Source organism: Sporosarcina sp. P37 (genome assembly GCF_002109365.1).
In the GTDB taxonomy this organism is placed as follows: Bacteria; Bacillota; Bacilli; order Bacillales_A; family Planococcaceae; genus Sporosarcina.
Map to the genome: position 1 here is coordinate 2,346,090 of NZ_CP015349.1, position 22,356 is coordinate 2,368,445.

General features: G+C 49.5%; 22 protein-coding genes. 16 read left to right on the forward strand and 6 right to left on the reverse strand.

The features are described from left to right. Positions 1 to 18 precede the first annotated feature (18 nt). From SporoP37_RS12010 to SporoP37_RS12030, 5 genes are all read left to right on the forward strand, one after another. The gene (locus SporoP37_RS12010; protein ID WP_085431046.1) at positions 19 to 852 is read left to right on the forward strand and encodes a flagellar hook-basal body protein; all 834 of its coding nucleotides are present in this window, start codon (positions 19 to 21) and stop codon (positions 850 to 852) included. A gap of 23 nt (positions 853 to 875) precedes the next feature. Continuing rightward, entirely contained in the window at positions 876 to 1,637 is a 762-nt protein-coding gene (locus SporoP37_RS17690) for a DNA-directed RNA polymerase subunit beta (RefSeq protein WP_335696958.1), read from the forward strand. Between the two features lie 53 nt (positions 1,638 to 1,690). Beyond that, on the forward strand, positions 1,691 to 2,128 hold the full coding sequence (gene fabZ, locus SporoP37_RS12020) for a 3-hydroxyacyl-ACP dehydratase FabZ (protein WP_085431047.1): 438 nt from the start codon (positions 1,691 to 1,693) through the stop codon (positions 2,126 to 2,128). Between the two features lie 86 nt (positions 2,129 to 2,214). Next, positions 2,215 to 2,610, forward strand: a complete 396-nt coding sequence (locus SporoP37_RS12025; protein ID WP_085431048.1) for a hypothetical protein — start codon at positions 2,215 to 2,217, stop codon at positions 2,608 to 2,610. A 91-nt stretch (positions 2,611 to 2,701) separates the two neighbouring features. Next, positions 2,702 to 3,121 (forward strand): hypothetical protein, encoded by a 420-nt coding sequence (locus SporoP37_RS12030; RefSeq protein ID WP_085431049.1) that lies wholly within the window; start codon positions 2,702 to 2,704, stop codon positions 3,119 to 3,121. Positions 3,122 to 3,684: 563 nt separating this feature from the next. Here SporoP37_RS12030 and SporoP37_RS12040 read toward each other — a convergent pair. Next, complete coding sequence (locus SporoP37_RS12040) at positions 3,685 to 4,137, reverse strand: YwpF family protein (RefSeq protein WP_081244850.1); 453 nt, start codon at positions 4,135 to 4,137, stop codon at positions 3,685 to 3,687. Between the two features lie 245 nt (positions 4,138 to 4,382). Between SporoP37_RS12040 and SporoP37_RS12045 the strand changes: the two genes are divergently transcribed. Beyond that, a complete protein-coding gene (locus SporoP37_RS12045) occupies positions 4,383 to 4,796 on the forward strand; it encodes a single-stranded DNA-binding protein (protein ID WP_085431050.1) in 414 nt (137 codons plus the stop codon). Positions 4,797 to 5,131: 335 nt separating this feature from the next. Next, the gene (locus SporoP37_RS17035) at positions 5,132 to 5,293 is read left to right on the forward strand and encodes a hypothetical protein (RefSeq protein WP_157118637.1); all 162 of its coding nucleotides are present in this window, start codon (positions 5,132 to 5,134) and stop codon (positions 5,291 to 5,293) included. 71 nt (positions 5,294 to 5,364) lie between these two features. On the opposite strand, the gene SporoP37_RS12050 is transcribed toward SporoP37_RS17035, so the two are convergent. The 3 genes from SporoP37_RS12050 to SporoP37_RS12060 all read right to left on the reverse strand — a co-directional run bounded on the left by SporoP37_RS12050 (position 5,365) and on the right by SporoP37_RS12060 (position 10,200). After that, complete coding sequence (locus SporoP37_RS12050) at positions 5,365 to 8,088, reverse strand: DEAD/DEAH box helicase (RefSeq protein WP_232329752.1); 2,724 nt, start codon at positions 8,086 to 8,088, stop codon at positions 5,365 to 5,367. Between the two features lie 14 nt (positions 8,089 to 8,102). Further along, the gene (locus tag SporoP37_RS12055; protein ID WP_157118638.1) at positions 8,103 to 9,686 is read right to left on the reverse strand and encodes a hypothetical protein; all 1,584 of its coding nucleotides are present in this window, start codon (positions 9,684 to 9,686) and stop codon (positions 8,103 to 8,105) included. Positions 9,687 to 9,768: 82 nt separating this feature from the next. After that, on the reverse strand, positions 9,769 to 10,200 hold the full coding sequence (locus SporoP37_RS12060; protein ID WP_085431053.1) for a helix-turn-helix domain-containing protein: 432 nt from the start codon (positions 10,198 to 10,200) through the stop codon (positions 9,769 to 9,771). 120 nt (positions 10,201 to 10,320) lie between these two features. Between SporoP37_RS12060 and SporoP37_RS12065 the strand changes: the two genes are divergently transcribed. The 4 genes from SporoP37_RS12065 (at position 10,321) to SporoP37_RS12080 (ending at position 15,260) form a co-directional block, all read left to right on the forward strand. After that, positions 10,321 to 10,686 carry a hypothetical protein gene (locus tag SporoP37_RS12065; protein WP_085431054.1) on the forward strand — a complete coding sequence of 122 codons (366 nt, stop codon included), beginning with the start codon at positions 10,321 to 10,323 and terminating at the stop codon, positions 10,684 to 10,686. Between the two features lie 165 nt (positions 10,687 to 10,851). Further along, complete coding sequence (locus SporoP37_RS12070) at positions 10,852 to 11,301, forward strand: transcriptional regulator (RefSeq protein WP_081243884.1); 450 nt, start codon at positions 10,852 to 10,854, stop codon at positions 11,299 to 11,301. A gap of 1,364 nt (positions 11,302 to 12,665) precedes the next feature. Then, complete coding sequence (locus SporoP37_RS12075; protein ID WP_085431055.1) at positions 12,666 to 13,388, forward strand: hypothetical protein; 723 nt, start codon at positions 12,666 to 12,668, stop codon at positions 13,386 to 13,388. 3 nt (positions 13,389 to 13,391) lie between these two features. Beyond that, complete coding sequence (locus SporoP37_RS12080; protein WP_085431056.1) at positions 13,392 to 15,260, forward strand: hypothetical protein; 1,869 nt, start codon at positions 13,392 to 13,394, stop codon at positions 15,258 to 15,260. A gap of 626 nt (positions 15,261 to 15,886) precedes the next feature. On the opposite strand, the gene SporoP37_RS17040 is transcribed toward SporoP37_RS12080, so the two are convergent. Further along, positions 15,887 to 16,027: a hypothetical protein gene (locus SporoP37_RS17040; protein ID WP_157118639.1), complete on the reverse strand. Its 141-nt coding sequence runs from the start codon at positions 16,025 to 16,027 to the stop codon at positions 15,887 to 15,889. A 231-nt stretch (positions 16,028 to 16,258) separates the two neighbouring features. Here SporoP37_RS17040 and SporoP37_RS12085 point away from each other — a divergent pair, with 231 nt between their 5' ends. Both SporoP37_RS12085 and SporoP37_RS12090 read left to right on the forward strand, forming a co-directional pair. Next, on the forward strand, positions 16,259 to 16,534 hold the full coding sequence (locus SporoP37_RS12085) for a nuclease-related domain-containing protein (protein ID WP_158233675.1): 276 nt from the start codon (positions 16,259 to 16,261) through the stop codon (positions 16,532 to 16,534). Between the two features lie 78 nt (positions 16,535 to 16,612). Then, positions 16,613 to 17,209 carry a hypothetical protein gene (locus SporoP37_RS12090; RefSeq protein ID WP_157118640.1) on the forward strand — a complete coding sequence of 199 codons (597 nt, stop codon included), beginning with the start codon at positions 16,613 to 16,615 and terminating at the stop codon, positions 17,207 to 17,209. A 379-nt stretch (positions 17,210 to 17,588) separates the two neighbouring features. Here the strand turns inward: SporoP37_RS12090 and SporoP37_RS17045 are convergent, their stop codons facing one another. Next, a complete protein-coding gene (locus tag SporoP37_RS17045) occupies positions 17,589 to 17,762 on the reverse strand; it encodes a hypothetical protein (RefSeq protein WP_157118641.1) in 174 nt (57 codons plus the stop codon). A 129-nt stretch (positions 17,763 to 17,891) separates the two neighbouring features. On the opposite strand from SporoP37_RS17045, the gene SporoP37_RS12100 reads away from it, so the two are divergent. From SporoP37_RS12100 to SporoP37_RS12110, 3 genes are all read left to right on the forward strand, one after another. Further along, a complete protein-coding gene (locus tag SporoP37_RS12100; protein ID WP_085431060.1) occupies positions 17,892 to 19,094 on the forward strand; it encodes a CAP and S-layer homology domain-containing protein in 1,203 nt (400 codons plus the stop codon). Positions 19,095 to 19,182: 88 nt separating this feature from the next. Beyond that, positions 19,183 to 20,358, forward strand: coding sequence for a S41 family peptidase (locus SporoP37_RS12105; RefSeq protein ID WP_085431061.1), 1,176 nt, complete (start codon positions 19,183 to 19,185; stop codon positions 20,356 to 20,358). Positions 20,359 to 20,839: 481 nt separating this feature from the next. Further along, positions 20,840 to 22,174, forward strand: a complete 1,335-nt coding sequence (locus SporoP37_RS12110) for an IS4 family transposase (protein WP_255414209.1) — start codon at positions 20,840 to 20,842, stop codon at positions 22,172 to 22,174. The last annotated feature ends 182 nt before the right edge of the window (positions 22,175 to 22,356 follow it).

Here is a 22,356-nt window from a genome sequence, read left to right on the forward strand (position 1 = left end):
AAAAGGAAGTGACCGCATATGATTCGCACCATGACTGCAGCCACCAATACGATGAATCAGCTGCAGCAGCGTCTAGATTTGATCGGCAATAACTTATCCAATGTGGGCACACATGGCTATAAATCCGCCGACGCCACATTTCAGGAACTGCTGTATCAGCAAATGACGAACGATAAAGCGGATCGGGCAGACCGGCGCTCGGACCTTGGAATCCGCATGGGCAGCGGCTCGCATTTGGGCAGCCTGCAGATGAACTGGAAAGTGGGCTCCGTTCAAGTGACAGGCCGGCAGCTGGACTTTGCTCTGACCGAACCAAAGCAGCATTTTAATTTGATTCAGCAGACGGACGGCGGGGAAGAAATCATTTACTCGCGTAAAGGGAATTTCTATCTGTCACCTGCAGCTAACGGCAATAATATGCTGGTCAATGAAGAAGGACTGGCAGTGGCGGACAGCGCAGGACGTCCGATTGTCTTTTCGGGACAGGCCACAGACTATCAGGTGAAGCCAAACGGAATGCTGCTCGTTACAACACCGCAGGGCAGCGAAACGTTTGACCTTGGCATCACCGTTCTTGAAAAGCCGGATTCGATGGTTCAGCTGTCCGCAACAAACTTCGGTTTGCCGGAAGATCTGGCGGCACTCGGCGTCACGGCAAATGATTTATTGACAGAAATGACCGGAGCCGGCAGAGAGCAGATCGGCTTGCAAAACCAGGCACTCGAAACATCCAACGTTCAGTATGAAAAAGAAATGGCGGACTTGATTTCGACGCAGCGTGCCTATCAATTTAATGCGCGTTCTGTAACGATGGCGGATCAAATGATGGGCTTGATTAACAGCATTCGCTAACGCGTGCAATAGGAGCACTGACTATGACAGATAAACATACAAATGAAAATGAAATAAAAGAACCATTACACACCGAAGAGCCGGTGGAATCGTTGGAACCGCTCGATCCACAGGCACTGTCCGAACAGGATGCAGCGCCTGAAGAAATCGCACCCCGAGAATCGTCTGTAGCAAGTGAAGACGGCCTGACGGACATTGAAACGCCGATTGAACTGGAAGCGCAGGAAACAACGCCAGAAGAGCTGGGAGTGCCGGCCGGACAGGATGCAGCTTCTGAAGAAATCGTATCACCAGAATCGTCTGTAGCAAGTGAAGACGGCCCGACGGACATTGAAACGCCGATTGAACTGGAAGAGCCAAAAACAGCTCCTGACGAGCCAGGAGAGCCAATCGAAGCCGGTGCAGTGTCTGAATCCGATATGACAAACATGGAAACAAACGAACAGGAAGAGCCGGCAGAAGAACCTCTTCCGGCCGAAAAACAGCCCGCCGAAAAACTTCCTGAACCGGAAGAAACAGACGCAACATTCTGGGCTCGCATCAAAAATAAATGGCCGCGCAGAGAACGCGCTGAAAAGCCTGTAAAACCGGTCAGTGAATTGCGCTGGGTACAAGTCCGCCTCATTCCCATCTGGCTGCGGGTAGTGATTTTACTCGTGCTGATGCTCCTCGCCGCAATGGCTGGCGCAATGATCGGATTCAGTGTCATCGGCGACGGTTCAGCAGGCGATGTCTTTAAAAAAGAGACATGGCAGCATATTTTTGATATTATGAATGGCAAATAAACACAGAAACATCTGAAACTATCAGATCCTCTGGAATAAAGGAGACTCATTTCATGCTGAACGCGCAACAAATCCAAGAAATCATCCCGCACCGCTATCCGTTCCTGCTCGTCGACCGCATCGAAGAATTGGAAGAAGGCAAGCGTGCAGTCGGACTGAAAAACGTAACGATCAATGAAGAATTTTTTAACGGCCATTTCCCTGGCTATCCTGTAATGCCGGGCGTTCTCATCGTCGAAGCACTGGCGCAGGTGGGCGCAGTCGCTTTACTCAAGCTGGAATCAAACAAAGGACGCCTGGCATTTTTTGCAGGCATCGATAATTGCCGCTTCAAACGTCAGGTCACACCGGGAGACACGCTCCGCCTGGAAGTTGAAATCGTCCGTTTACGCGGTTCGATCGGTAAAGGGAAAGCAATCGCAACAGTTGACGGGGAAGTCGCATGTGAAACAGAAATCACATTCGCGCTGGGACCGGTCCAGGAACAGTAACTACATTTTGCATAATCGGAATCAATTGATATAATAAGCATTGGAATGCCCATTGCGGCATTGACAGTGGGAGGTTACATTAGAGCATGTTAAAAAAGCTTTCTCCAAATATAAAGAGCAGCATCACCCGCTCCATTTCGCAATCGTTTGAACAATATATGGGTGAAATCGGCTGGTCAGCAGACAAATATAATATTGAACAATTTTATGCAAACTGGCGGGAATACATAACGACCAAAGCACTTTGGTACGACAAAATTCCTAATGCGATCAAAGCAGATCCGGAATTCCATAAAGAATTGGCAGAGCGTGTAGAAGAAGTCCTGATCCGCATCTTAAATGATCCGCCGACTGAAGAGCAGATCGCACAAATTGAAATTCTTCAAGAAAAACTTAACACTCATTATGATTATGGCTGCAAAGCGGAAGCTGTATACGTTCAAAACGTGTTGGAGGCAACCGCGGAGCACATGAATAACTAATGCGAATAGTTCTCTCCTTTTGACACAAGCTAACGAAGATCATACCGATACGTATGGTTGACAGCTTGTAAAAAGAGGAGGGAATTTTTTTATGATCAGAAAAGCACTGCCTGTAGTCTTTGCTTCCGCACTCGTCCTGACCGCTTGTAATACGAACAACGGCGCGCTTCCAGACAACAATGAAACGCCAATGCAAGATATGGAACGCGACAACACGCCAAACGGCAACAAGCGCCTTGGACCCAATCTGGACGGTCTCGAGGATAACAACCGCGGCGGCATCATGAACGATCTCGACGATAACAACGACAACGGGATCATGAACCGCGACCGCGACAGGGTCTTGGAGGAAAACGATCGCGAAGGCATCAACAAACAACGCGACGGTCTCCTCGATGACAACAACGAAAACCGCGGCGCACGCGATGATAACACCATCGAAGGCGGGATGAACGGCAACGACGCCGCTCCTGACGGCGTCATCCGCGGCGAAGATCGTAAAGTTCGATGATTCCCGCAACTGTCAAAACGGCCCATGCATAGTGAATGCATGGGCTGTTTTTTTGTGTGTTGGCTGAATTAATGAATGGCCTGGCGAGTCTGCCGCTCAATGCGGGGGCGTGAGCGCTCATAGTGCCTTGCCAAGCGCTCTATGTTCTGTGTTCACCGCTCATAGTGCCTTGCCGAGCGCTCTATGTTCCGTGTTCAGCGCTCCTAGTGCCAGTCCAAGCGCTCAATGCCCCATGCTCGCTGCTAGTGCCATGCTCTCCGCTCATAGCGCCTTGCCAAGCGCTCTATGTGCCATGCTCACCGCTCATAGTGCCTTGCCAAGCGCTCTATGTTCCGTGTTCACCGCTCATAGTGCCTGGCCAAGCGCTCAATGTCCCACGCCAAGCGCTCAATGCCCCCCGCCAACCGCTCATAGTGCCTTGCAAACCGCTCAATGTGCCACGCTCGCCGCTCGTAGTGTCTTGCAAACCGCTCAATGCCCCACGCTCACCGCTCATAACCCCACACCAAACGCCCTCAAAACCCCTCCTCACCCAACGAAAAAAAGCCACCCAACAGGGCAGCTCACAACTTCGTCTTATCATCCGAAATCTCATCGCGCTTCAGCTTCGGCCGATCCCACATTCCGGTCTCAAACCGCTCCAGCAGCGCATCGCCTTCCAAGCCTTCATCCAGCAGCTCCTCCAGCAAATGCTCGGCATACTTTGAACGCGCGCGCTTCAACCGGCCCTTCATCAGCACCGAAATACGCTCACCGATCTCGCGCCAGTCCTCTACAGCGACAATGAAAGAAGCCGGCTCATTGCCCGGGTACGAAATGACGACGCGCACCTCCAGCAAGGCTTCCTCGACTTTCCATTTCTCCATAATTTCCTTATATCTAGCGTCGATGAACAGCTCGAGCACCCATAAACGGTGGCTGTTCTCCTGGTTGATAATAATGCCGTCATACAATGGAAAAGCGAGCACTCCATCGTCCTGCAGCACTTCCACCGAAAGCATTTTAAACGTCTTCAATCCCATCACCTCGGTACAATTTTCCTCAGTATAGCATAAAAAACCCACAATACCCGAAAATTCAAAAACACCGGATCACGCAACACCGCCAAAACGCATCGCACCGCGAAATCCCAAAAACCGTGTCGAATGAAAAATGAAAAACCCTGCCGAAAACCGCATCAAAATTCAATTTTGCCGTTTTGCCAGAATGACCGCGCATGAATTATTATAAAGTCAGCACAAAGAAGGGAGGGACAAACACCGTGAATCAAGTGGCTCTAGTAGGACGCATCACCAAAGACCTCGCACTTAAAGAACATTCATCAGGACGTGTCAACGCCTCATTCGTCCTCGCAGTTAACCGCAGCTTCAAGAACGCCAACGGAGAACTCGCAACCGATTTCGTACTGTGCTCCGTCTGGGGAAGATCGGCCGAAAACCTGGTCCGCCACTGCGGCAAAGGATCACTCGTAGGTGTCAGCGGCAGCATTCAGACACGGAACTACGAGCGGGAAGACCGGACAAAAGTGTACATCACAGAAGTCATGTGCAGCGACATCCGTTTTCTGTCCAAATCATCCAAATACCAGGACACAGAAATGAAAACGCATACACCTGCTGAGCCCGCGCGTTTTAAAGAAGCGAAAACTGCGGCAGACGCACTGCCCATTTTCTGACTGAAACAATTCAAATGAAAGGAGAGGAGAGAGCGGGCACATACGCCGTCACACATCCACTGCTGATCAATTCCTGAAGGGCCGTTGGATGCACACAATTGAAGAGAAATGAAAAAAGAGAATACTATATGACACTACAAGCATATTCGCCAACTGTTAGACCATACCAGCAGATGCATGAACGGGTGGGGACCCGATCCGCTGCGCTGCCGGGAGTACATTCAGCATAGGAACTGAATCAATTTACGCCAATTCATCCGCCGCCCGAATGCGGAGACCACTTCCCATTACGGGCAGGCGGGATACATACCCGCTCACAGAAAGGAAGACGCCGAATGATCCATCAGAAAACCGAAGGGCCTCATCAGCAAGACATCCAGCGCCTCGAAAACCAAGTCGGCCAGCTTACCCGCATCATCGCCAACCTGAACGAGCGCCTGAATTACCTGGAAACAATCAAAACGAACCCTTTTCTTCTGCCAAGCGACAGAAAGTGAACGCAAAAAGGACCTGCATCAGCGTTCGATACAGGTCCCTGCGACAGGATTTCGCACAGCTGCCCCATCCGTCAATTAAATGTCAGCAACTCCTCGAGCTCTCGATCATTGAGCTCTGTCAACCACTGACTCGAATGAATCAAATCAGCTGACAATGCAGCCTTTTCGACAAGCATCTCGTCAATCTTCTCCTCGATCGTCCCGACAGTCACAAATTTATGCACATGCACAAATTTGGTCTGCCCGATACGGTACGCACGGTCGGTCGCCTGGTTCTCTACAGCCGGATTCCACCAGCGGTCCGCGTGCAGCACGTGATTCGCCTGCGTCAGATTCAAGCCGGTTCCCCCAGCTTTCAGCGACAGGATGAATATCGGGAATTCCCCGTTTTGGAACGCCTCGACCAATGCGTCACGCTGCCCCTTCGGCATACTGCCCGTCAGGAATGGCACGTCGATTCCGTGCAATTCCGATAAACACTGGCGAAGCATCTGCCCCATGCCGATATACTGCGTGAAGATCAGACATTGTTCACCGTTCGCCGCAATCTCCGCCGCCATCGAAACGATCCGCGCCATTTTATTGGAACGCTTCGTCAGCTCAGCAGCAGGAGCGGGCGGTTCTTTCAGGAATAATGCCGGATGATTGCACAGCTGCTTCAGCCGGCTCAGCATTTTCAAAATCAAGCCTTTGCGCTCAAATCCTGTGAGCGTCTCGAGCTTAAACTTCGTCTCCGCGACAAAACTTTCGTACAATGCCGCCTGCTCCGTAGTAAGCGGCACATATTCATTTTGCTCTAGCTTCTCCGGCAAGTTCAGGCGCAGTTCCGGATCATTCTTCGTCCGGCGCATCATGAACGGCTGGATTCGCGCCCGCAGTTTCTTCTTCTCGCTCTCCAGATCATCGCGCTCAATCGGCACGATGAACTCTTCGTTGAACTTGCGGAAACTGCCAAGATATCCTTTATGAATGAAATCAAAAATTGCCCACAGCTCCGACAGACGGTTCTCGATCGGCGTGCCCGTCAGCGCAATGTGATGCACACCGCGCAGTTTACGGATCGCCCGCGACTGCTTCGTCTGCAGGTTTTTGATATTTTGCGCTTCATCGATCGTCACATTGGCAAACTCATACAGTGACAGAATCTCACTGTCCTGCGTGGCGGTGCCGTACGTCGTCAGAATAATATCTGCCTGACGCTGACTCATTATGTCTGCGAACTGCTCCTCGCGCGCACGGTTTGTCCCGTAATGCACATGTACACGCAGTGACGGCGCAAACCGCTGAAGCTCTTTCTGCCAGTTGCCCATGACACTCGTCGGACAAATGATGAGCGAAGGGGAGTCGGTTTCCGGAAGATCGTGCACATACAGCAAATACGTGATGAGCTGCACCGTTTTTCCAAGTCCCATATCGTCTGCAAGCACCGCGCCAAAACGGTTATCCCGCATGAAATGAAGCCACTCGAAACCTTCCTGCTGATACGGGCGCAATTCTGCATGCAAATTCGCAGGAACCGGCACTTCCGGCAGGCCTTTTTTATCGTGCAGCATATTCATCACTTTACGCAGTGACTGCTGCATCGAAAACGCCACCAACGGATCGTCTTCTTCCTCTTCATCGTAGACCGGCACAATTTCCTCCGGCACTTCATTGAACAGCAGATCTTTCACCGTCCACTCGCCGTCGTCGACCTGTTCCATCAGTTCGCGGATGCGCTTGAGCCACGCCGGATCGAGATGGAACCACTCGTCTCCCGCGCGGATATACTCACGGTTTTCGTCGACCATCTTCTGGAACTGTTCCCGGTCAATCTGCTCGCCGGCAAGTGAAAACTGCCAGTCAAATGACAATACCTGATCGAGGCTAGCTGACGAACGGTACGACTGCATCCCCGCAGACGTCCGGATCTTCAGCTTCGTCTCCGTCACAGATTTCAGCCACGCCGGCAAAATCACGGGATAATCAAAGGCCTGACAAAGCGGCAAGTCTTCCTGTATAAACACACGGACTTGCGCATCATTCAGCGGCACATGCATAAACTTCCCAGTCTCCAGCCATTCAATCGAACGGAAAATCCCGACCATTTCAGCCTGACGATCTTCAATATCTTTCGCAAACGGCTTTCGCTTTGCGGGCAGCGCACTCTCAATCGAAGCCGACACTTTCCTGACAGCTGGCGACCACTGTACACCGCGCTCGCTGATGAGCACCGTTTCAAGCAGCCAGTCTGTCTCGTCGACATCGGGCTCCGTTAAGCGCAATGCCACACGGAACGGCAGCTTGACCGACTCGGCATGCGGCCAGCCGTATTGCTGGAAGTGGGGGAGCAGCGCAGGAAAGTCAGCCATCGACACGCCGAGCGTTGCAAGCTGTCCGCGCATAGCAAGCGAAATATAGCGCCCTGCCTGCTCGGACAAGCCCGTTTTCTCTAAATTGAACGTCATTCCTGTTTCCGTTGCCTCCACGTAAGAAAACAGTGCAGGATCTTTCCACAGCACAGCTGCTTCCTGGATGCTGTCGAGCACCTGCTGATCACTTGCAGAAGCACCGGAGTAGTGAACGTACGGATGACTGCCCGAAGAGAACAGGCGCAGCAGCATATCAATCGACACATCGAGCCAGTTGTCCCGCTGATTGACCATCATGCCGTACATCGTCTGCTCATCCGAATAAAATAAATACGACACAAGCATATCCGCGTCAATCGTCCGCGTTTCGCCCCCGACATTCGCGGACACCAAAAATGCCCCGTCCTGTCCTTCTTTTAACGTTAATTCTAATGAAAGTTGCAAGATGTTCGACTCAGTCATAACAGCAGATTTCCTTTCTCCATCTCTTCCATCAGCGCACGCAGACGCGGAAACTGCTGGCGGACTGTATGGACATAGCGGTTCCAAAATTCATTGCGGCCGTCACGTTTAGCGGCGGTCTTCATCTGTTTCCACAGGCGCACGGCGCGGCGATAGCTGTCACGGTTTTTCTCTTTCACCAATTTCAGCGCTTCTGCATGCATGAGAGGAAAGACTGCCTGCGAATCTTCCGCGAGCGCCGTCTTCAGCAGCGAACCGTCAATCAAATCGATCGATCCGCGCGTCAAATGCATGAGCGCAGCCCACTCTTCGTAGCGGTTGCGCTCAAACAGAAACTTGCCGTATGCCCGGCCTGCCTCCGCTCCATACGATTGAAACAGCAGATCACGCTGCTCTTCCGGCACGTCAGACAGCGCGAGCAGCTCATCGATATCTTCAGCAAATGCCGCACGATTGCGCGACGCCAGCTGCTGATAATAATCAGCCAGATGAGGCAGCAGCTTCAGCATGATCGTCTGCACAATATCAAAATCTTCATCTTCTTTAGCGTACAACGCAAACGCCAGCCACTGCGGCACCGCGGTGGCATCGAGCGAATCCAACTCTCGGTCCAGTTCATCAAAGCGGCCTGACGTCAAATAAAGGAATGCACGGAGCAGCGGTGCATCTTCTGACGTTTCGTTCTCGAGGCGTTCAATCTCCTCTGTCAGCTCCGCTTCATCCGAATAAAGCTCAGTATAGACGAGTCGGAATGCTTCAAAACGTTTCGAGAACAATCCTTCTTCCTCCACTGCAAATGCATGGATGAGATCCTTCAGCTTCGCGTGGAATGCGTCTGTCTCAAACAGCCGCGACTTCGAGCTCAGCTGTTTAATGCCCGCCTTCATTTCGGACATTTGTTCATTAAGCCAGATCGTCAGCTGCCATTTGCCGTAATGATAGGAATCATTGAGCGCAAGTTCGCCAGACAGGAAAGGCCATGCCGCCCGTAAAAGCGTCAGCTGATAATACAGCGAAAAGAGCGGCTTCCATTCCCATTCAAAAGGAGAAAGCCGCGTCTTCTGGTGTTCAATTTTCGAGATATAATGCAAGAAGCCGGTCGGTCCGTCTTTCGGGCTTAATTCAGCAAGCGGCTTAACTAATGTGCCAAGCGCAGTAAGCCAGGCTTCCGGCGTACGCTCTGTTATCGACAGCTGCGTCTGCACCGTGCCTGACTGCCGCCATGTATTCAGCCAATCCGACAGCGAATGAAATTGCGAATACAAATGAAAAACGACCGCGATCTGATGCGCGCACCAGTCACCGCCTGCGCAAGTGCAGTACGGTTCCATCGTCATGAAAGAAAGACGTGCGAACTCCGACTCTGTACCTGATATATTTGCCATCAAAGCCTGCTCGACTTCTGTATAGCGGTACGCGCCGATTGCGTTCATCCGGACGAGAGACGCCGCCTTGCGTACGATTTCCGCCTGTTCGGGAACAGACGGCTGAAATGTATGTTTAATATGATTCATGAATTCTTCAATTTCTGATTCGTGCATATTTGCGATTCGTTCAATTGTGATGGCCACCGAATCCACTCCTTACTTAAAGCATTCCTCCTATTATACCGTTTTTACCGGCTTTTTACCACAACTTGAGGAACGTAAGAAGATACTATTTTCATTTCCGCTGCTGATTTTCGTACAGCTGTATGAAATTCAGCAGGCCTGACAGCAGCAGATGACGGTCTTCTTCATCCAGCGAATCCGCCCGCACAATGAATTCTTTCAGCAAGGGTTCACTTTCAATCAGTGATCCGTACTGCGCAAGAAATCCTTTTTCATAAGCCGCCGTACTGTCGAGCGTCTGAGAAGAAAAAGAGCGCACTTTCTTCAGCGGCCGCCCCAAGATCATCGCAAGCAGTATATCATCCGGAATCTTATACAGCTTTTTAATCAGAGGCAGCTGTTCGATCGGAAAGCCCCGTCTATTTGATTCGTACCGTGAAATCGTAGCCGGATCAATTCCCAAATCCTGCGCCATCTGCTTTTGTGAGGTATGCAAATACTCATCGCGGTATTCCCGCAACTGCGAACCAAAACTCATTTTCATCACCCGTTTTTCTCGCCATCGTATAAGAAAGGGGCGGCGCAATCATAAAACTTGCCAATTAGACAATAGGGATGCTGAAATGGCATTTAATGAACTTTTAAGCAAAGATATGAGAAAATTATGGTAAAAGGCAGAATGGAGGAGAACGCGATAGAACGAGTGCAATTGATTTTACATATCCCTCAATTGCAGTACCGGTTACAACACCCCGAACCTGTCATACCCAGTCATCTGTGCTTCTTCAAATCACTCGAACAGTTCTCGGAAAAATCCGTGCACGACACGCGGCGGAATGTCTCTTATTTATACGGCGTGGCGTGCGGAGAAATGATCTTCGAGCAAGTCATTATTTATTATGCAAACAGTCAGATCAGCTTCTCCTACAAAGAATCCGGCAGCGACACGTGCGGAAGTTTAATGCGGCAGCTGAACAGAGAAAATATTCACTTCTTGCCGCTGTCCACGTCATTTACGCTGCGGCCCTGATCTGCTGCGTGAAAAACGGTGAGGTTCGCCCGCTATGACAAGTAACTGAAAAATTCTCTTGGTATATTAGGAGGTTTCCGACTCATATTATGCACAAAATCCTCTTCGGTGTGATATATTAATAATAATCGGAAAATTCAAATTACTGAAGAGGAGGGAGAGGTTATGTTGCTCATACAGCGAATCAAGCCATTTTTCACCAGGAAAGAAGAATTCAACCTCCGACTTGTATTCGCCTATCAATACTTCTCAATTAAACGTAATGAAGAAGTGTTCCAATTCATTCCCGCAGAAGGCAAAGAGATTGTGATTAACACGAAAAGTTTGCAGGTAGAGAACTTAGGAGAGGTATTTGTCTTTCAGAGAGGCAACCGGTTTATCAGGATCCCACTTTATCAATTGTTGCTAGTTTCCGATTTACATTTGCATTTGTCGACTATACTCGAAGGAGCGATGGGATTGGAAGGCCATCTACAGGAAGAGTACATGCGTGAGGCTGACGGCTTGGTGGAGAAATTAGAGCGGGACAATTGGGAACGTATGGTTGATTACGCACTCGAAACGAAAAACCAGCTCTTGTTTAAGGAGTTGATGGAGGGACTGCGGCTGATTTGATCATCTTCATAACACGTTAAAAAACACCTCAGTTGGAAGCACTTTATTGTGCGTCGGAGCCGAGGTGTTTTTATGTGGGCGGAAATCGTGTGTTTGTCATAGTGTCAGAAAATGGAGCGCCAGTACGAATAGTCCTGATCCGCCAAGGCCGAGTGCAAAGTCCTGCCATGTAAACTCAATCGTCTTATCCAAATTCATCGCTCGTCACTCCTTTGTATATTCAGGGCTATCCAATGCCCTGTGATAGTTCCTGTTATTGCCGGTTTTAGTGGTGTTCAAACATTGTGAGGGTAAATGAATTGGAGAGGCTGGCGTCGGGATAGGGGTGGGGATTTGCGCTCTAGGCGGACGCGTTCGGGAGGGGCCGCCTGCCGCTCCAATCCCTGCAATGTAAACGGGGGATACCTATTGTTGTGCATTGAAGTTAGAGGTGTAATCGATTTGATAGATTAACAGGTAAGTGAACTTGATCTGCCTTTGAATTAAAATTAGTGCAGAGACAACAATAAATCACGCTCTAGCGTCAGTGAATGTTTTAAGTGCATTAACTTTATTTCCCCTAGTCTTCAAGTATCTTGAAATTAAATGAATTAGATAGGCTGGCGGTGAGGGTGGGGCCGACTTCCACTCCGTTTCACTTGTGTTGGTTTCTGGAGTGGTGACTGGCTGTGCAGTGATCAATAAATTCATCAGCCGCTCATTAATCTGGATAAGCGCTCATAGTAAGGGTGCGAGCGCTCTATGCATACTGGTAACCGCTCATAATTTTCGTCAGGCGCTCAATGGATCCGTGTAAGCGCTCATACTTGCCTCTCATCCGCTCATTCGGCCTTATTTTCTTGCCTAGTTTTAGGTTTGCTAGAGAGTTAGAGAGTAGGATGAAGTTATTTAATGCACCTATTCAAGATATTCCCCGTTAATCCTCTGCGTGCGGGATTGAAATGGAAACGGGAAAGCATCGTTACACGGAGTTCCAGGCGGACGCGTTCTGGAGTGGCTGCCTGAAGTGCAAAGATATGTTCCTAACGCTTCGCTTTTGCGAGTGAAGCGTAGCGGGAAGGAGCACATCTTTGCATTGACAGGTGAAACACCCGAGCGAAGCGAAGCGAAGCGAAGGGGTGTGGTTCACCGCCCGCCCACCGGAACGCGTCCCCAGCTGGAGCTTCAATCCCGAACCGCTCACTAACTCGCCTCCCTAATTTCTGCTCCGTTTCCCTAATTCCGCGTTAAAAACTCCACCCCCTTCTATCAAATTCCGCAACAATACGAGACATTCGTTGCAAAATCGTCATTTTTTGATAAAGTAAGAGAGATAGAAACTGATATAATCAGTCGAACAAGTTGGAGGCAAAGGAGAAGTACATATGTATTCTACTTACGGTTATTGGCGTTCACTACTGTATCCAGACCGTCTTGCTACTGAAATCGGGCAGGGCACCGTCACCGGATTCAAGCGCCGTGTGTTTAGTGTATTCATTTTGGGCATCATCCTGTTCGTCCTCCGCGAAATGTGGGGCATGAACTCGGAAACGATGACGTATATTATAGCAAACGGTACGATCGATGACTACACCATCGGCCGCTACGCCGCACTCGCCGGCACCATAATCTGGGCCCTCGTGTACCTGTCGTTCCATTTCTGGGGCGTCGCATGGATTTTAAGCTTGCTGACGAAAATCCCGTTCAAACCATTGCTGAAACTGCAGCTGGTGGTTACCGGATTATTGTTATTTGAAAAACTCATCAATTTCCTCGTCTTTGCAATTGCTGGAAAAACAGCGGCAGTTTCGATTCTTTCATTCGGACCGCTGGCACTGACATTCTTGGAAAATTGGTACATCATTTTATTTGTCAATCAACTGACGATCTTCTCTGCGCTCATTGTCGCGGTTCAGTACCGCTTCATCAGCTTCTCTGAAATAGAGACGTCGCTTGTCGGCGAAGAGGTCGTGGAGCATACAGGCATCCGCAAAAACGCACTTTGGATGCTGATCGCTCTGCAGGTGGTCTTTGCCTTAATTACAGCGGCAGTTGGCTTCGTGCCAGTCGAAAAACTGCTGAATCTGTTAATGATTGGAGGACTATAACAGATGAAAATTCAAAATCTCATCGTGACGGTCCTCGTGACAGCGTTTCTTGCATTGAACACGTATTTGGTGTTCGCTGAAAAAAGTGTCATTCCAAAAGCCCAGTACGTCAGCGAATATGAACGGCTGGCTGCGGATGATTATAAGAAAGAACTCGACAAAGAAGGCTTCATTTCGCCAAAAGATCTGCACACCATCTACCTGAAAGACGACCAGACAATTGAATCCTGGCTCGTTCAGGAAGGGGACGCGGTAGATTTCGGAACGGAGCTTGCTTCATTAAAAGTGGATCAGATTGATTCGCAGCGCAGCAAATTAAACTCAGAACTGAGCGCGCTGCAGGACCAGTCATCATCCATCTCGCAAACAATCAGTAATTTGAAGTATGAACAGACAAGATCGGGCGGTTCACGCAATGACAGTGACTACTATGACACGAACGACGAGAAGAAAGTCCGTGTCAACTTGAACGTCGGCATCGATGTCACGGGAGACGGAACGTTTGCGCAGGCCATTGCGGAAGCCGAGCGTGACCTAGCGGAAGTGCAGAAGAAAACTGCCACGGTAGAAGCGCAACTCGCAGAACTGCCGAATGAATCCGCACTGACAAGCCCAGTCAGCGGCTATGTCGTGGCGATCAAACGCGACAGCGAGTCACCTTCTATTGATATTTACAGCAATGACCAGACGATTGTCACTTACGTTCTCGACAATGAATGGCCGACGATTGAAACGGGCGCGCCGGTAACGATCCAGCACGAATCGATTCATACACCATTTACACCGAAAGTCGATCCGAATCAAGAACCGGAAGAAACCGAAGACGGTGTCGGCAGTGCAAAAGGCAAATCGGTCGCTTCGCTGACTGCATCTGCAGACGGCGTGCCGTACGATGACCCGAAAACAGAAATTGACGGTTCAGAACCGCCAGCTGTGAAATCAAACGACAGCACAACCAGCCCTGAAGAGAACTTCGACGGCACATCCGGCAATCCGGACGGCACGCAAGATAAACCGGAAGCACCGGCATCTTCACCGGACACTAGCATCGACAGTTCAAACGATAAGAATCCAGATACAACTGCTCCTGCACAGGGAACACCGCCGAGTAATGAAGACACACCGAATTCAAACGACACTGACGGAACAACAAATTCCGACGGCACAGTCACGAATGAAGACGGAACGGTCACATATCCTGACGGAAGCACAAGCAACCCTGACGGCACGGTCACTAATCCGGACGGAACGATTACGGACCCCGAAACCGGTGAGACACGAGAAGGCGAACCAGAGCTGACGAAACAGGAGAAGAAACTCGCGGAAATCCAAGAGCGCATCGCACCGGATTACCCGAATGACATCTCTACTATCAACGGTGTCGTCGTATCCGTATCTAAAGTGCCTGCAAAAGAAGACGAGTGGCTGGAAGCATACAAATCACTCGGCAACACGCAAAAAGACAATCCATTGGCTTATTACGAAGTACGCGTCGCACCATACGACGAGCAAATGGACTTGCCATTCGGCACGAACGTCAACACCTTCATTCAAACAAATGAAGCGAACCAGGCAGTCAGCGTCAAGACAAACTGGCTCACAGACAAATACCAAGATGACGCAAAAATTTGGACACTCGACAACAACGGCCGGGCGATCCAAACAACCGTCACAGCACCATTCACCTCACTCGACCGATCCGTCATAACAAGCGGAGCCGAACCGGGAATGGTCGCATTGCATAACGAAGATCTGGACAGCAGCCTAGAACACCAACAAATCTTCCACCCGCTTCCGCTCTATCTGCCGGAATGGGAACAATGGAAAACCACACCTTGGAGAACCTACGTCCGCTATCTGATCAAACAATAAAAAACTGCCCTCGGGCAGTTTTTTTGTTTTGGCGGATTGGGGTGGCGGTGTGACGGTGGGCGAGCGGGTGCGAGGGGGCGGAGCGGTGCGCTCATACTTGCTGTTTAACCGATCATAGATTCCCTCAAGCGCTCATACCTAGTGTCTACGCGCTCATTCGCTCCCCGCAAGCGATCAATCACTCCGCCTATCCGCTCATAACTCGTTGGTAACCGCTCAATCCCCGTATTTTAGTGGGTCCAGCTAACTTCTCCCGCCGGAGCGCTCATAATTGCTTCTCAACCGCTCATAGATCCCGTCGTGCGATCATAGCTGCCGTCCACGCGCTCATTCACCCTCCGCAAGCGCTCAATCACTCGGCCTATCCGCTCATACTTCTTCGGCAACCGCTCAATCCCCGTATTTCAGTGGGTCCAGCCAACCTTTCCCGCCCGAGCGCTCATACTTGCTGCTTAACCGCTCATAGATCCCGTCGTGCGATCATAGCTGCCGTCCACGCGCTCATTCACCCTCCGCAAGCGCTCAATCACTAGGCCTATCCGCTCATACTTCTTCGGCAACCGCTCAATCCCCGTATTTCAGTGGGTCCATCCAGCCTTTTCCGCCGGAGCGCTCATACTTGCTGCTTAACCGCTCATAGATCCCGTCAAGCGCTCATACCCAGTGTCCACGCGCTCATTGACCCTCCGCGAGCGCTCAATCACTCCGCCTATCCGCTCATAACTCTTCGGCAACCGCTCAATCGCCATCCCTCTGCAGTAAGCCAAAAGACGCATTTTCTATAAAACCACCACAAAATCCACCCCGACAACCCCTGAAAATCAAATTCCTCCCCTAAAATCAACTGCAAAATCCAATTTCACGCCCGAAATCCGTCCCAAAAATGAATTCCCTCCTAAAACTTCCCAATAACCTTCCAGCTTGCTACAATAAACTCAGAACACATCCACTACAAGGAGGGAAAAATCATACTCTACAAAACACGCAGCATCCCGAAATTGATCATTGGCCAAGATGCATTGCTGAAACGACTGCCGATCAATCATGAAAAATACGAAAAAGTCCGCAACGATCTCTACAACGGCAAAGCCGGCTTCGGAGGGGAGAGGGAATTTGATTATCAATTACGAGATTTCATCCCAGCCTATCCGCACGCAATTCTCCACGATATCTTCCTGAAACATGGGCACGCCTACTTTCAAATCGACTCCGTCATCATCACACCTAGCACAATCATTCTCTTTGAAATCAAAAACATCGCAGGCAGACTGTAAATCAAACAAAACCCCACACAATTCATTCGGGAATCTGGCAGCGGGGAACGCACCGTTTTGAAAAGTCCTATCGAAGAAATGGAACGCAAAAAACATTACTTCACGGATTGGCTGCGCGAACGAAACATCGAAATCCCCCTCATGGACTACATCGTCTTTGCCTACCAAAATGAACTCGCCATCGAAAAAACATCATCCCACCGGCTCGCATTCTCTTACGAAATTCCAAACAGACTCAGATCCCTCGAAATGAAAGAAACTCTATTGACAGCTGATCAAATCAAGCGCCTGGCAAATGAAATCACACGTTCGCACCGCGAATATGACCCATTGCCTTTGATAGAGAAGTACTCGCTGGCCGTACAGGACATAGCCGCGGGGGTGACGTGCACCCACTGCCAGCAATTAACGATGCAGTGGCGGTCAAAAAGCTGGCGTTGCAGAGCGTGCGGTCATCATGATAAAGCGGCGCACATCAATGCACTTTCCGAATGGTACTGCATAAGCGGTCCCCAACTGACCAATCAAAACTTCCGCCAGTTCACCGACATCGGCTCACGCCACGCAGCAAAGCGCATGCTGGCCAACCCTTTTACTGAACTTTGCGGCAAAAAACGCAACGCCGTCTACCACCTCTCCCCAAAACTCCTCCAACCTCACGGTTTGTCTTTTTAAATCTATTACAATCAAACAAGCGCACGGGCATCCCATGCGCTTGTCTCTTTATCACGATATTCGCTTACACGGGGTAAATTTTTGTTTAAAGCTTCCCTTATTTGCTCTATGCCAAAGGCTATCCTCGCATAATTGCTCCTCATGCGCTCATACGCCACGCTCCGCCGCTCTATGCGCCTCAGCAAGCGCTCATACCCAAGGTCGAAGCGCTCTATGCAGCGCCCTATCCGCTCATAGCTGCTCTTCAAGCGCTCATAGGCCTTGTTCCACCGCTCAATGAGACTAGTCAAGCGCTCATAGGCCTTGTTCCACCGCTCTATGCGCCCCAGCAAGCGCTCATAGACCTAGTTCTACCGCTCATACACCACGCTCCACGCATCTAAAAGACATGTAAGCGCTCATACCCCGTGCCAAAGCGCTCTATGCAACGTCCTATCCGCTCATAGTCACTCTTCATCCGCTCATAAACCTCGCTCCACCGCTCTATCCGCCCCATCAACCGCTCATAACCCACGTCCAACCGCTCAATCCCACAGCCTATCTGCCTAAACAAAATTTCCCAAAAATCATCTATCCTCACCTCAATTCAACAAAAAATCCAATAACTCTATCAAATATGCCAAAGACCCTATCAAAATATCATAGTAATCCAGTATACTCATAGGAAAAGGAGGACGTTTATATGAATCTATCCCGCAAGAAGAAATTATTCTTAAGTACTACTGCCATTGCAATCGCGGCGTCGGCGGCAACTGGTTCTGTTGCTGCGCCGGTGGAGGCCGCGAAGCCTGTCAATTTCAAGGACGTTCCTGAAAAGCATTATGCCTACGATGCAGTCATGTATTTGGCGGCCAACGAGATTATTAAAGGGTATGCGGACAATACATATCGCCTGAATAAACCTGTTACGCGCGCGCAGGCGGCGAAAATGATAGCGCTTGCCATCGGTGCGGAGCCGAGTCATGCCTATCGCATGGATTTTACGGACGTCACACCGGATAACGGGTCCTATGATCATATCCGGGCACTGACACAGCGCGGTCTATTTGCCAATCAAAAGAAATTTAATCCGAATAAACCATTAACCCGGGGGCAGATGGCTAAGCTGCTGGTCATTGGCTACAACATTATTACCGACGACAACGATTTTATTATCTTTGATGACGTCAATAAAAGCAGCGGCTACTACAAATACATCATCACAATCGCTGAACTGAACATCACCACGACGCGTCCGGGCGGAAAATTCAATATGAATGATCCTGTCACACGCGGGCAGCTGGCGGCGTTTTTGTACCGGACGATAGAATTCGATAACAATCGCAAAAAAGGTCTGATCACGTATGATAAAAAGAAGGTGGGGTATGTCGATCAGGATAAAAACTTAATCAAGCCAAAACCTGAGGCACCTAAACCTGTTCCTCCGAAGCCGAAACCGGAGCCGCCTAAACCAACGCCGCCAAAACCAAAACCAGAGCCGCCTAAGCCAGAACCGGAACAGCCGTCACTTGCGGCACAGGCAATCATCGCAGTCAACGCCAAGCGAAAGGATGCCAACATATCCGGCCTGCAGGCAGATCCGGCACTAAACCGGATGGCCAGCATGAGGGCAGAAGACATGGCGAAGCTTGGGGAATTGTCACATACGACGCCGACATACGGCACGGTGCAGGAAATGTTCGATACATTCGAATACAAATGGATTTCATTTGGGGAGAATATTGGGGCGGGCTTTGATGATGCGCTTGAAATCACGAATGCATGGCTTGGATCTCCGTCGCATAAGGAAAATCTGTTAAGTTCGAAATTTACGCATATGGGTGCAGGAACCGCGCCGGATAAAGACGGTAAAATCTATTGGGTCACATTGTATTCGAAAAAATAGTGCATCCTGTCCGCTTAATCGTCTGTGTATAAGGGTATAATGAAAAGATACATACCAATCCTTATACCGAAATAAAGGAGGAAGCGCCATGAAACAAACTTTATTTGCAGCAGCGGCTGTTTTGGCCTGGCTGTGCCTGACGCCTGCCACTGAAGCTTCAACGCTCGACGAAGTGAAAGAAATTGTCGAACTGTATTACTACGGCGAACAGCCCGCTAATCTTCACAGTGCGAGAAACGTCACGGAAATTGTCCGGGAGCTCGACGAATACTCGGTCTATATGTCACCTGCGGAATACAATGACTATCTCAATCAATACGCGAGCGCCAAAGCCCCTGCGCAAGTTGCGAGTGTGGCCGCGCCGTATAATCAAGATAATGTGCAGTCCAATATGATGTACGGTAATGTCGGTTATATGAAAATCAAAACGTTCTCTGCGCATTTGCTGGAAGACGTCAACACGCACTGGGCGCGCCTGAAAAATCAGGGAGCGGAGAAGCTGATTCTTGATTTGCGCTTTAACGGCGGCGGCTACGTGGAAAGCGCGGAGCAATTGCTTGGATTCTTCCCGAAGACGAAAGAAGCCTATAAACTGCAGACACGCATGGGCACACAGTCAGCGAAAGCCATCCCTGCGAAAAATAAATTCCCGGCAAACACGTATGTACTCGTCAACCGCTATTCTGCATCGGCGTCTGAAATCGTTGCAGTCAGCCTCAAAGATCAGACGGCGGCGAACATAGTAGGGGAGAGAACGAAAGGCAAAGGAAGCGTCCAGTCATTATTTGAATTAGAAAACGGCGGCGCGCTGAAGCTGACGACAGGTCACTACACAGGGCCAAAGGGAACACCCGTCCAGCACAAAGGCGTCGAACCGAATATTAAAATGAAGCCGGGCACGGAGCAGGCAGGCATGCACAAACGCCTCATCATAGCTGACCTGGCCGCAAAAGGTTATAAACCAGTCAAAGGACCATCCGGCGTACCGCAGTCCAAAGTTTTCAACGTCGAATTCACACAAAAAATGAACTTCGGACCGGCAAAGGATTTCAACAAGATGGAACTTATTAAATTCGGCAGCGTCTCTATACAAACGGTGAAAAAAGCAAGCGACGACAAAACTATGACGATTCAGCCAGCCAGACCAATGGCACTCGGGGCAGAATACATGCTCGTCGTCCACCCGGGCATAACAGGAGCCAACGGGCTGAAAGTAGTCCAGGGTACGTACACACCTTATACAGTACAGGCACAAGCTAAATAAACTGGTTGTAATGAAGAGATGTTGGTATAATGAGAAGATGGAGTAAACGGGATGGCAGCGTTGATCGACGTTCCAGGCGGACGCTTTCCCATGGGCCCGCGGTGAGCCAACCAGGTCGCAAGTTCCCTTTGGTTGTCTAGCCTGACGGGCTGATCCATCGGGAGTCGCCGCCTTCCACTTACGATCAACTGGCTTGCTCTTCTTGAATTAAATTTCTAAAAGGATGAAGAAATTCATCCTTTTACTTTGAACTAAAACTTGTTGGAATCAAATCTCTTGAACGTAAAATCCCAACAAAACGAAACGGTAGTCACCATCTGCCACTACACTATAAGTAGGATCGGAACGGAAGGCGGCGACCATATACGTCAACTTAAGAAAAATTTAGTAATTTATGATTGATCTCCTTTATTTGTTGGTATAAATCCTTACCACGACAAATAGAAGGAGGGATACCTCATGAAGCCTAAACATCCTTTTTATCAGCAGCGTCGATTGTTTACTCTTCTGTCACCCAAAAGAACTTACCGCTATCGCTAGAGAGACTAAGTTTATTCAACGGGAACGCAAGCTGGATATGAATACATTCCTTCATCTTCTGTTTGACCAGCCGGGGGCGGTTGCGGGCTGTTCGTTAACCCATCTGTGTGCGAAGCTGGCCAAACGGAATCGGACGCTATCCAAGCAGGCGCTGGATAAGCGGTTCAACAAAAATGCCGTACAGTTTTTGGAACAGATTTTTCTCCGGTTATTTGACAGCCAATTCCAGATGGCATTCTCTAAGCTTCCCATCGCTACCACTCATCCATTTAGAAGCATGAGAATTTTGGATGGCAGCTCCATTAAATTGCCTGACGCACTTCACACCATGTTCCCCGGAACCACGGGGGGTGGCGTTAAATGCCAATTGGAATTTGATTATCTGACAGGAAAGTTCTATTATGTGGAACTCCAGCCTGGAAAAGCAGGAGATTCCCCTTCAGGGCTCAGCCGGTTAGAGAGCGTGCAGAAAGATGATCTGCTTCTTCAGGATCTAGGCTATTTCAAATGTGATCTGTTCAGGAAGATTGAAAAGAAAGAAGCATTCTATGTATCACGCGCACGTGCCGACACCATGTTTTATGTGAATTCGTCACACCCGCGTTATCATAAAAACGGAGAACTCATGAAAAAGTACGCGCATATCCGGTTGTATCTGGAAGAAGAAGTACAGACCATGAAACCGGGAGAAAGCAAAGAGTTTCCGCGAGTGTATATAGGAAAACATGAACGGATGCCAGCCCGCTTAGTGATCTACCGGATGACAGCCGAGGAACAGAAGCGCCAGGAATTTCGTATCAAACGACGCAAACAGACGAAGCCCGGAATCATTAAACAAAAAGTAAAGGACTTGTCTAGCCTGTCTCTATATGTGACCAATCTGCCCACAGACATTCCGGCATCGGAAATCTGTACACTCTATCGATACAGGTGGCAAATTGAGCTCCTCTTCAAGTCATGGAAATCCGACTTAGGGGTCGCTCCTCATCGAAATATGAAACTGGAGAGATGGATGTGTCATTTGTATGCGGAGTTAATTATTTTCTTATTGAGTGTGCTGCTTACGTATCAAGTGCGTCATTACTTTTGGCGAGAGAAACAACTGATACTGAGTGAGCGGATTGCGATCCGGGAAGTGAGTGAACGAGTGTGGAAACTGGTGCAGGCGCGTGCTTCTCCTAAGTGGAAGGAACTGATGGATGAACTACTCCACATATTAGCCAGCAATGGCCGGAAGAATGTGAGGGGATCCGGACCCATTAGCTGGCTAACATAAGCACACTATTTTTAAAAAAGAACATACTGGGGGTTATTTACTGTGCCTTCAAATCTGTAAAGTGAAGGTTACTAGAGACATTCCCGTATTCCAGCAAATCCAAACCGTTCCAATCAAGAAATAGCTGGTCACAGAACGAATAAAAAGAAGAAATACACCTTAAGTTGACGTATATGAGGCGG

Coding starts and splice junctions, on each gene's coding strand:
- SporoP37_RS17035 (WP_157118637.1), top strand. CDS start 5,132: ATGATCCATCAGAAAACCGAAGGGCCTCATCAGCAAGACATCCAGCGC.
- SporoP37_RS12090 (WP_157118640.1), top strand. CDS start 16,613: ATGGAACGCAAAAAACATTACTTCACGGATTGGCTGCGCGAACGAAAC.
- SporoP37_RS17690 (WP_335696958.1), top strand. CDS start 876: ATGACAGATAAACATACAAATGAAAATGAAATAAAAGAACCATTACAC.
- SporoP37_RS12080 (WP_085431056.1), top strand. CDS start 13,392: ATGAAAATTCAAAATCTCATCGTGACGGTCCTCGTGACAGCGTTTCTT.
- SporoP37_RS12105 (WP_085431061.1), top strand. CDS start 19,183: ATGAAACAAACTTTATTTGCAGCAGCGGCTGTTTTGGCCTGGCTGTGC.
- SporoP37_RS12030 (WP_085431049.1), top strand. CDS start 2,702: ATGATCAGAAAAGCACTGCCTGTAGTCTTTGCTTCCGCACTCGTCCTG.
- SporoP37_RS12100 (WP_085431060.1), top strand. CDS start 17,892: ATGAATCTATCCCGCAAGAAGAAATTATTCTTAAGTACTACTGCCATT.
- SporoP37_RS12065 (WP_085431054.1), top strand. CDS start 10,321: ATGGTAAAAGGCAGAATGGAGGAGAACGCGATAGAACGAGTGCAATTG.
- SporoP37_RS12010 (WP_085431046.1), top strand. CDS start 19: ATGATTCGCACCATGACTGCAGCCACCAATACGATGAATCAGCTGCAG.
- SporoP37_RS12070 (WP_081243884.1), top strand. CDS start 10,852: ATGTTGCTCATACAGCGAATCAAGCCATTTTTCACCAGGAAAGAAGAA.
- fabZ (WP_085431047.1), top strand. CDS start 1,691: ATGCTGAACGCGCAACAAATCCAAGAAATCATCCCGCACCGCTATCCG.
- SporoP37_RS12060 (WP_085431053.1), bottom strand. CDS start 10,200: ATGAAAATGAGTTTTGGTTCGCAGTTGCGGGAATACCGCGATGAGTAT.
- SporoP37_RS12075 (WP_085431055.1), top strand. CDS start 12,666: ATGTATTCTACTTACGGTTATTGGCGTTCACTACTGTATCCAGACCGT.
- SporoP37_RS12025 (WP_085431048.1), top strand. CDS start 2,215: ATGTTAAAAAAGCTTTCTCCAAATATAAAGAGCAGCATCACCCGCTCC.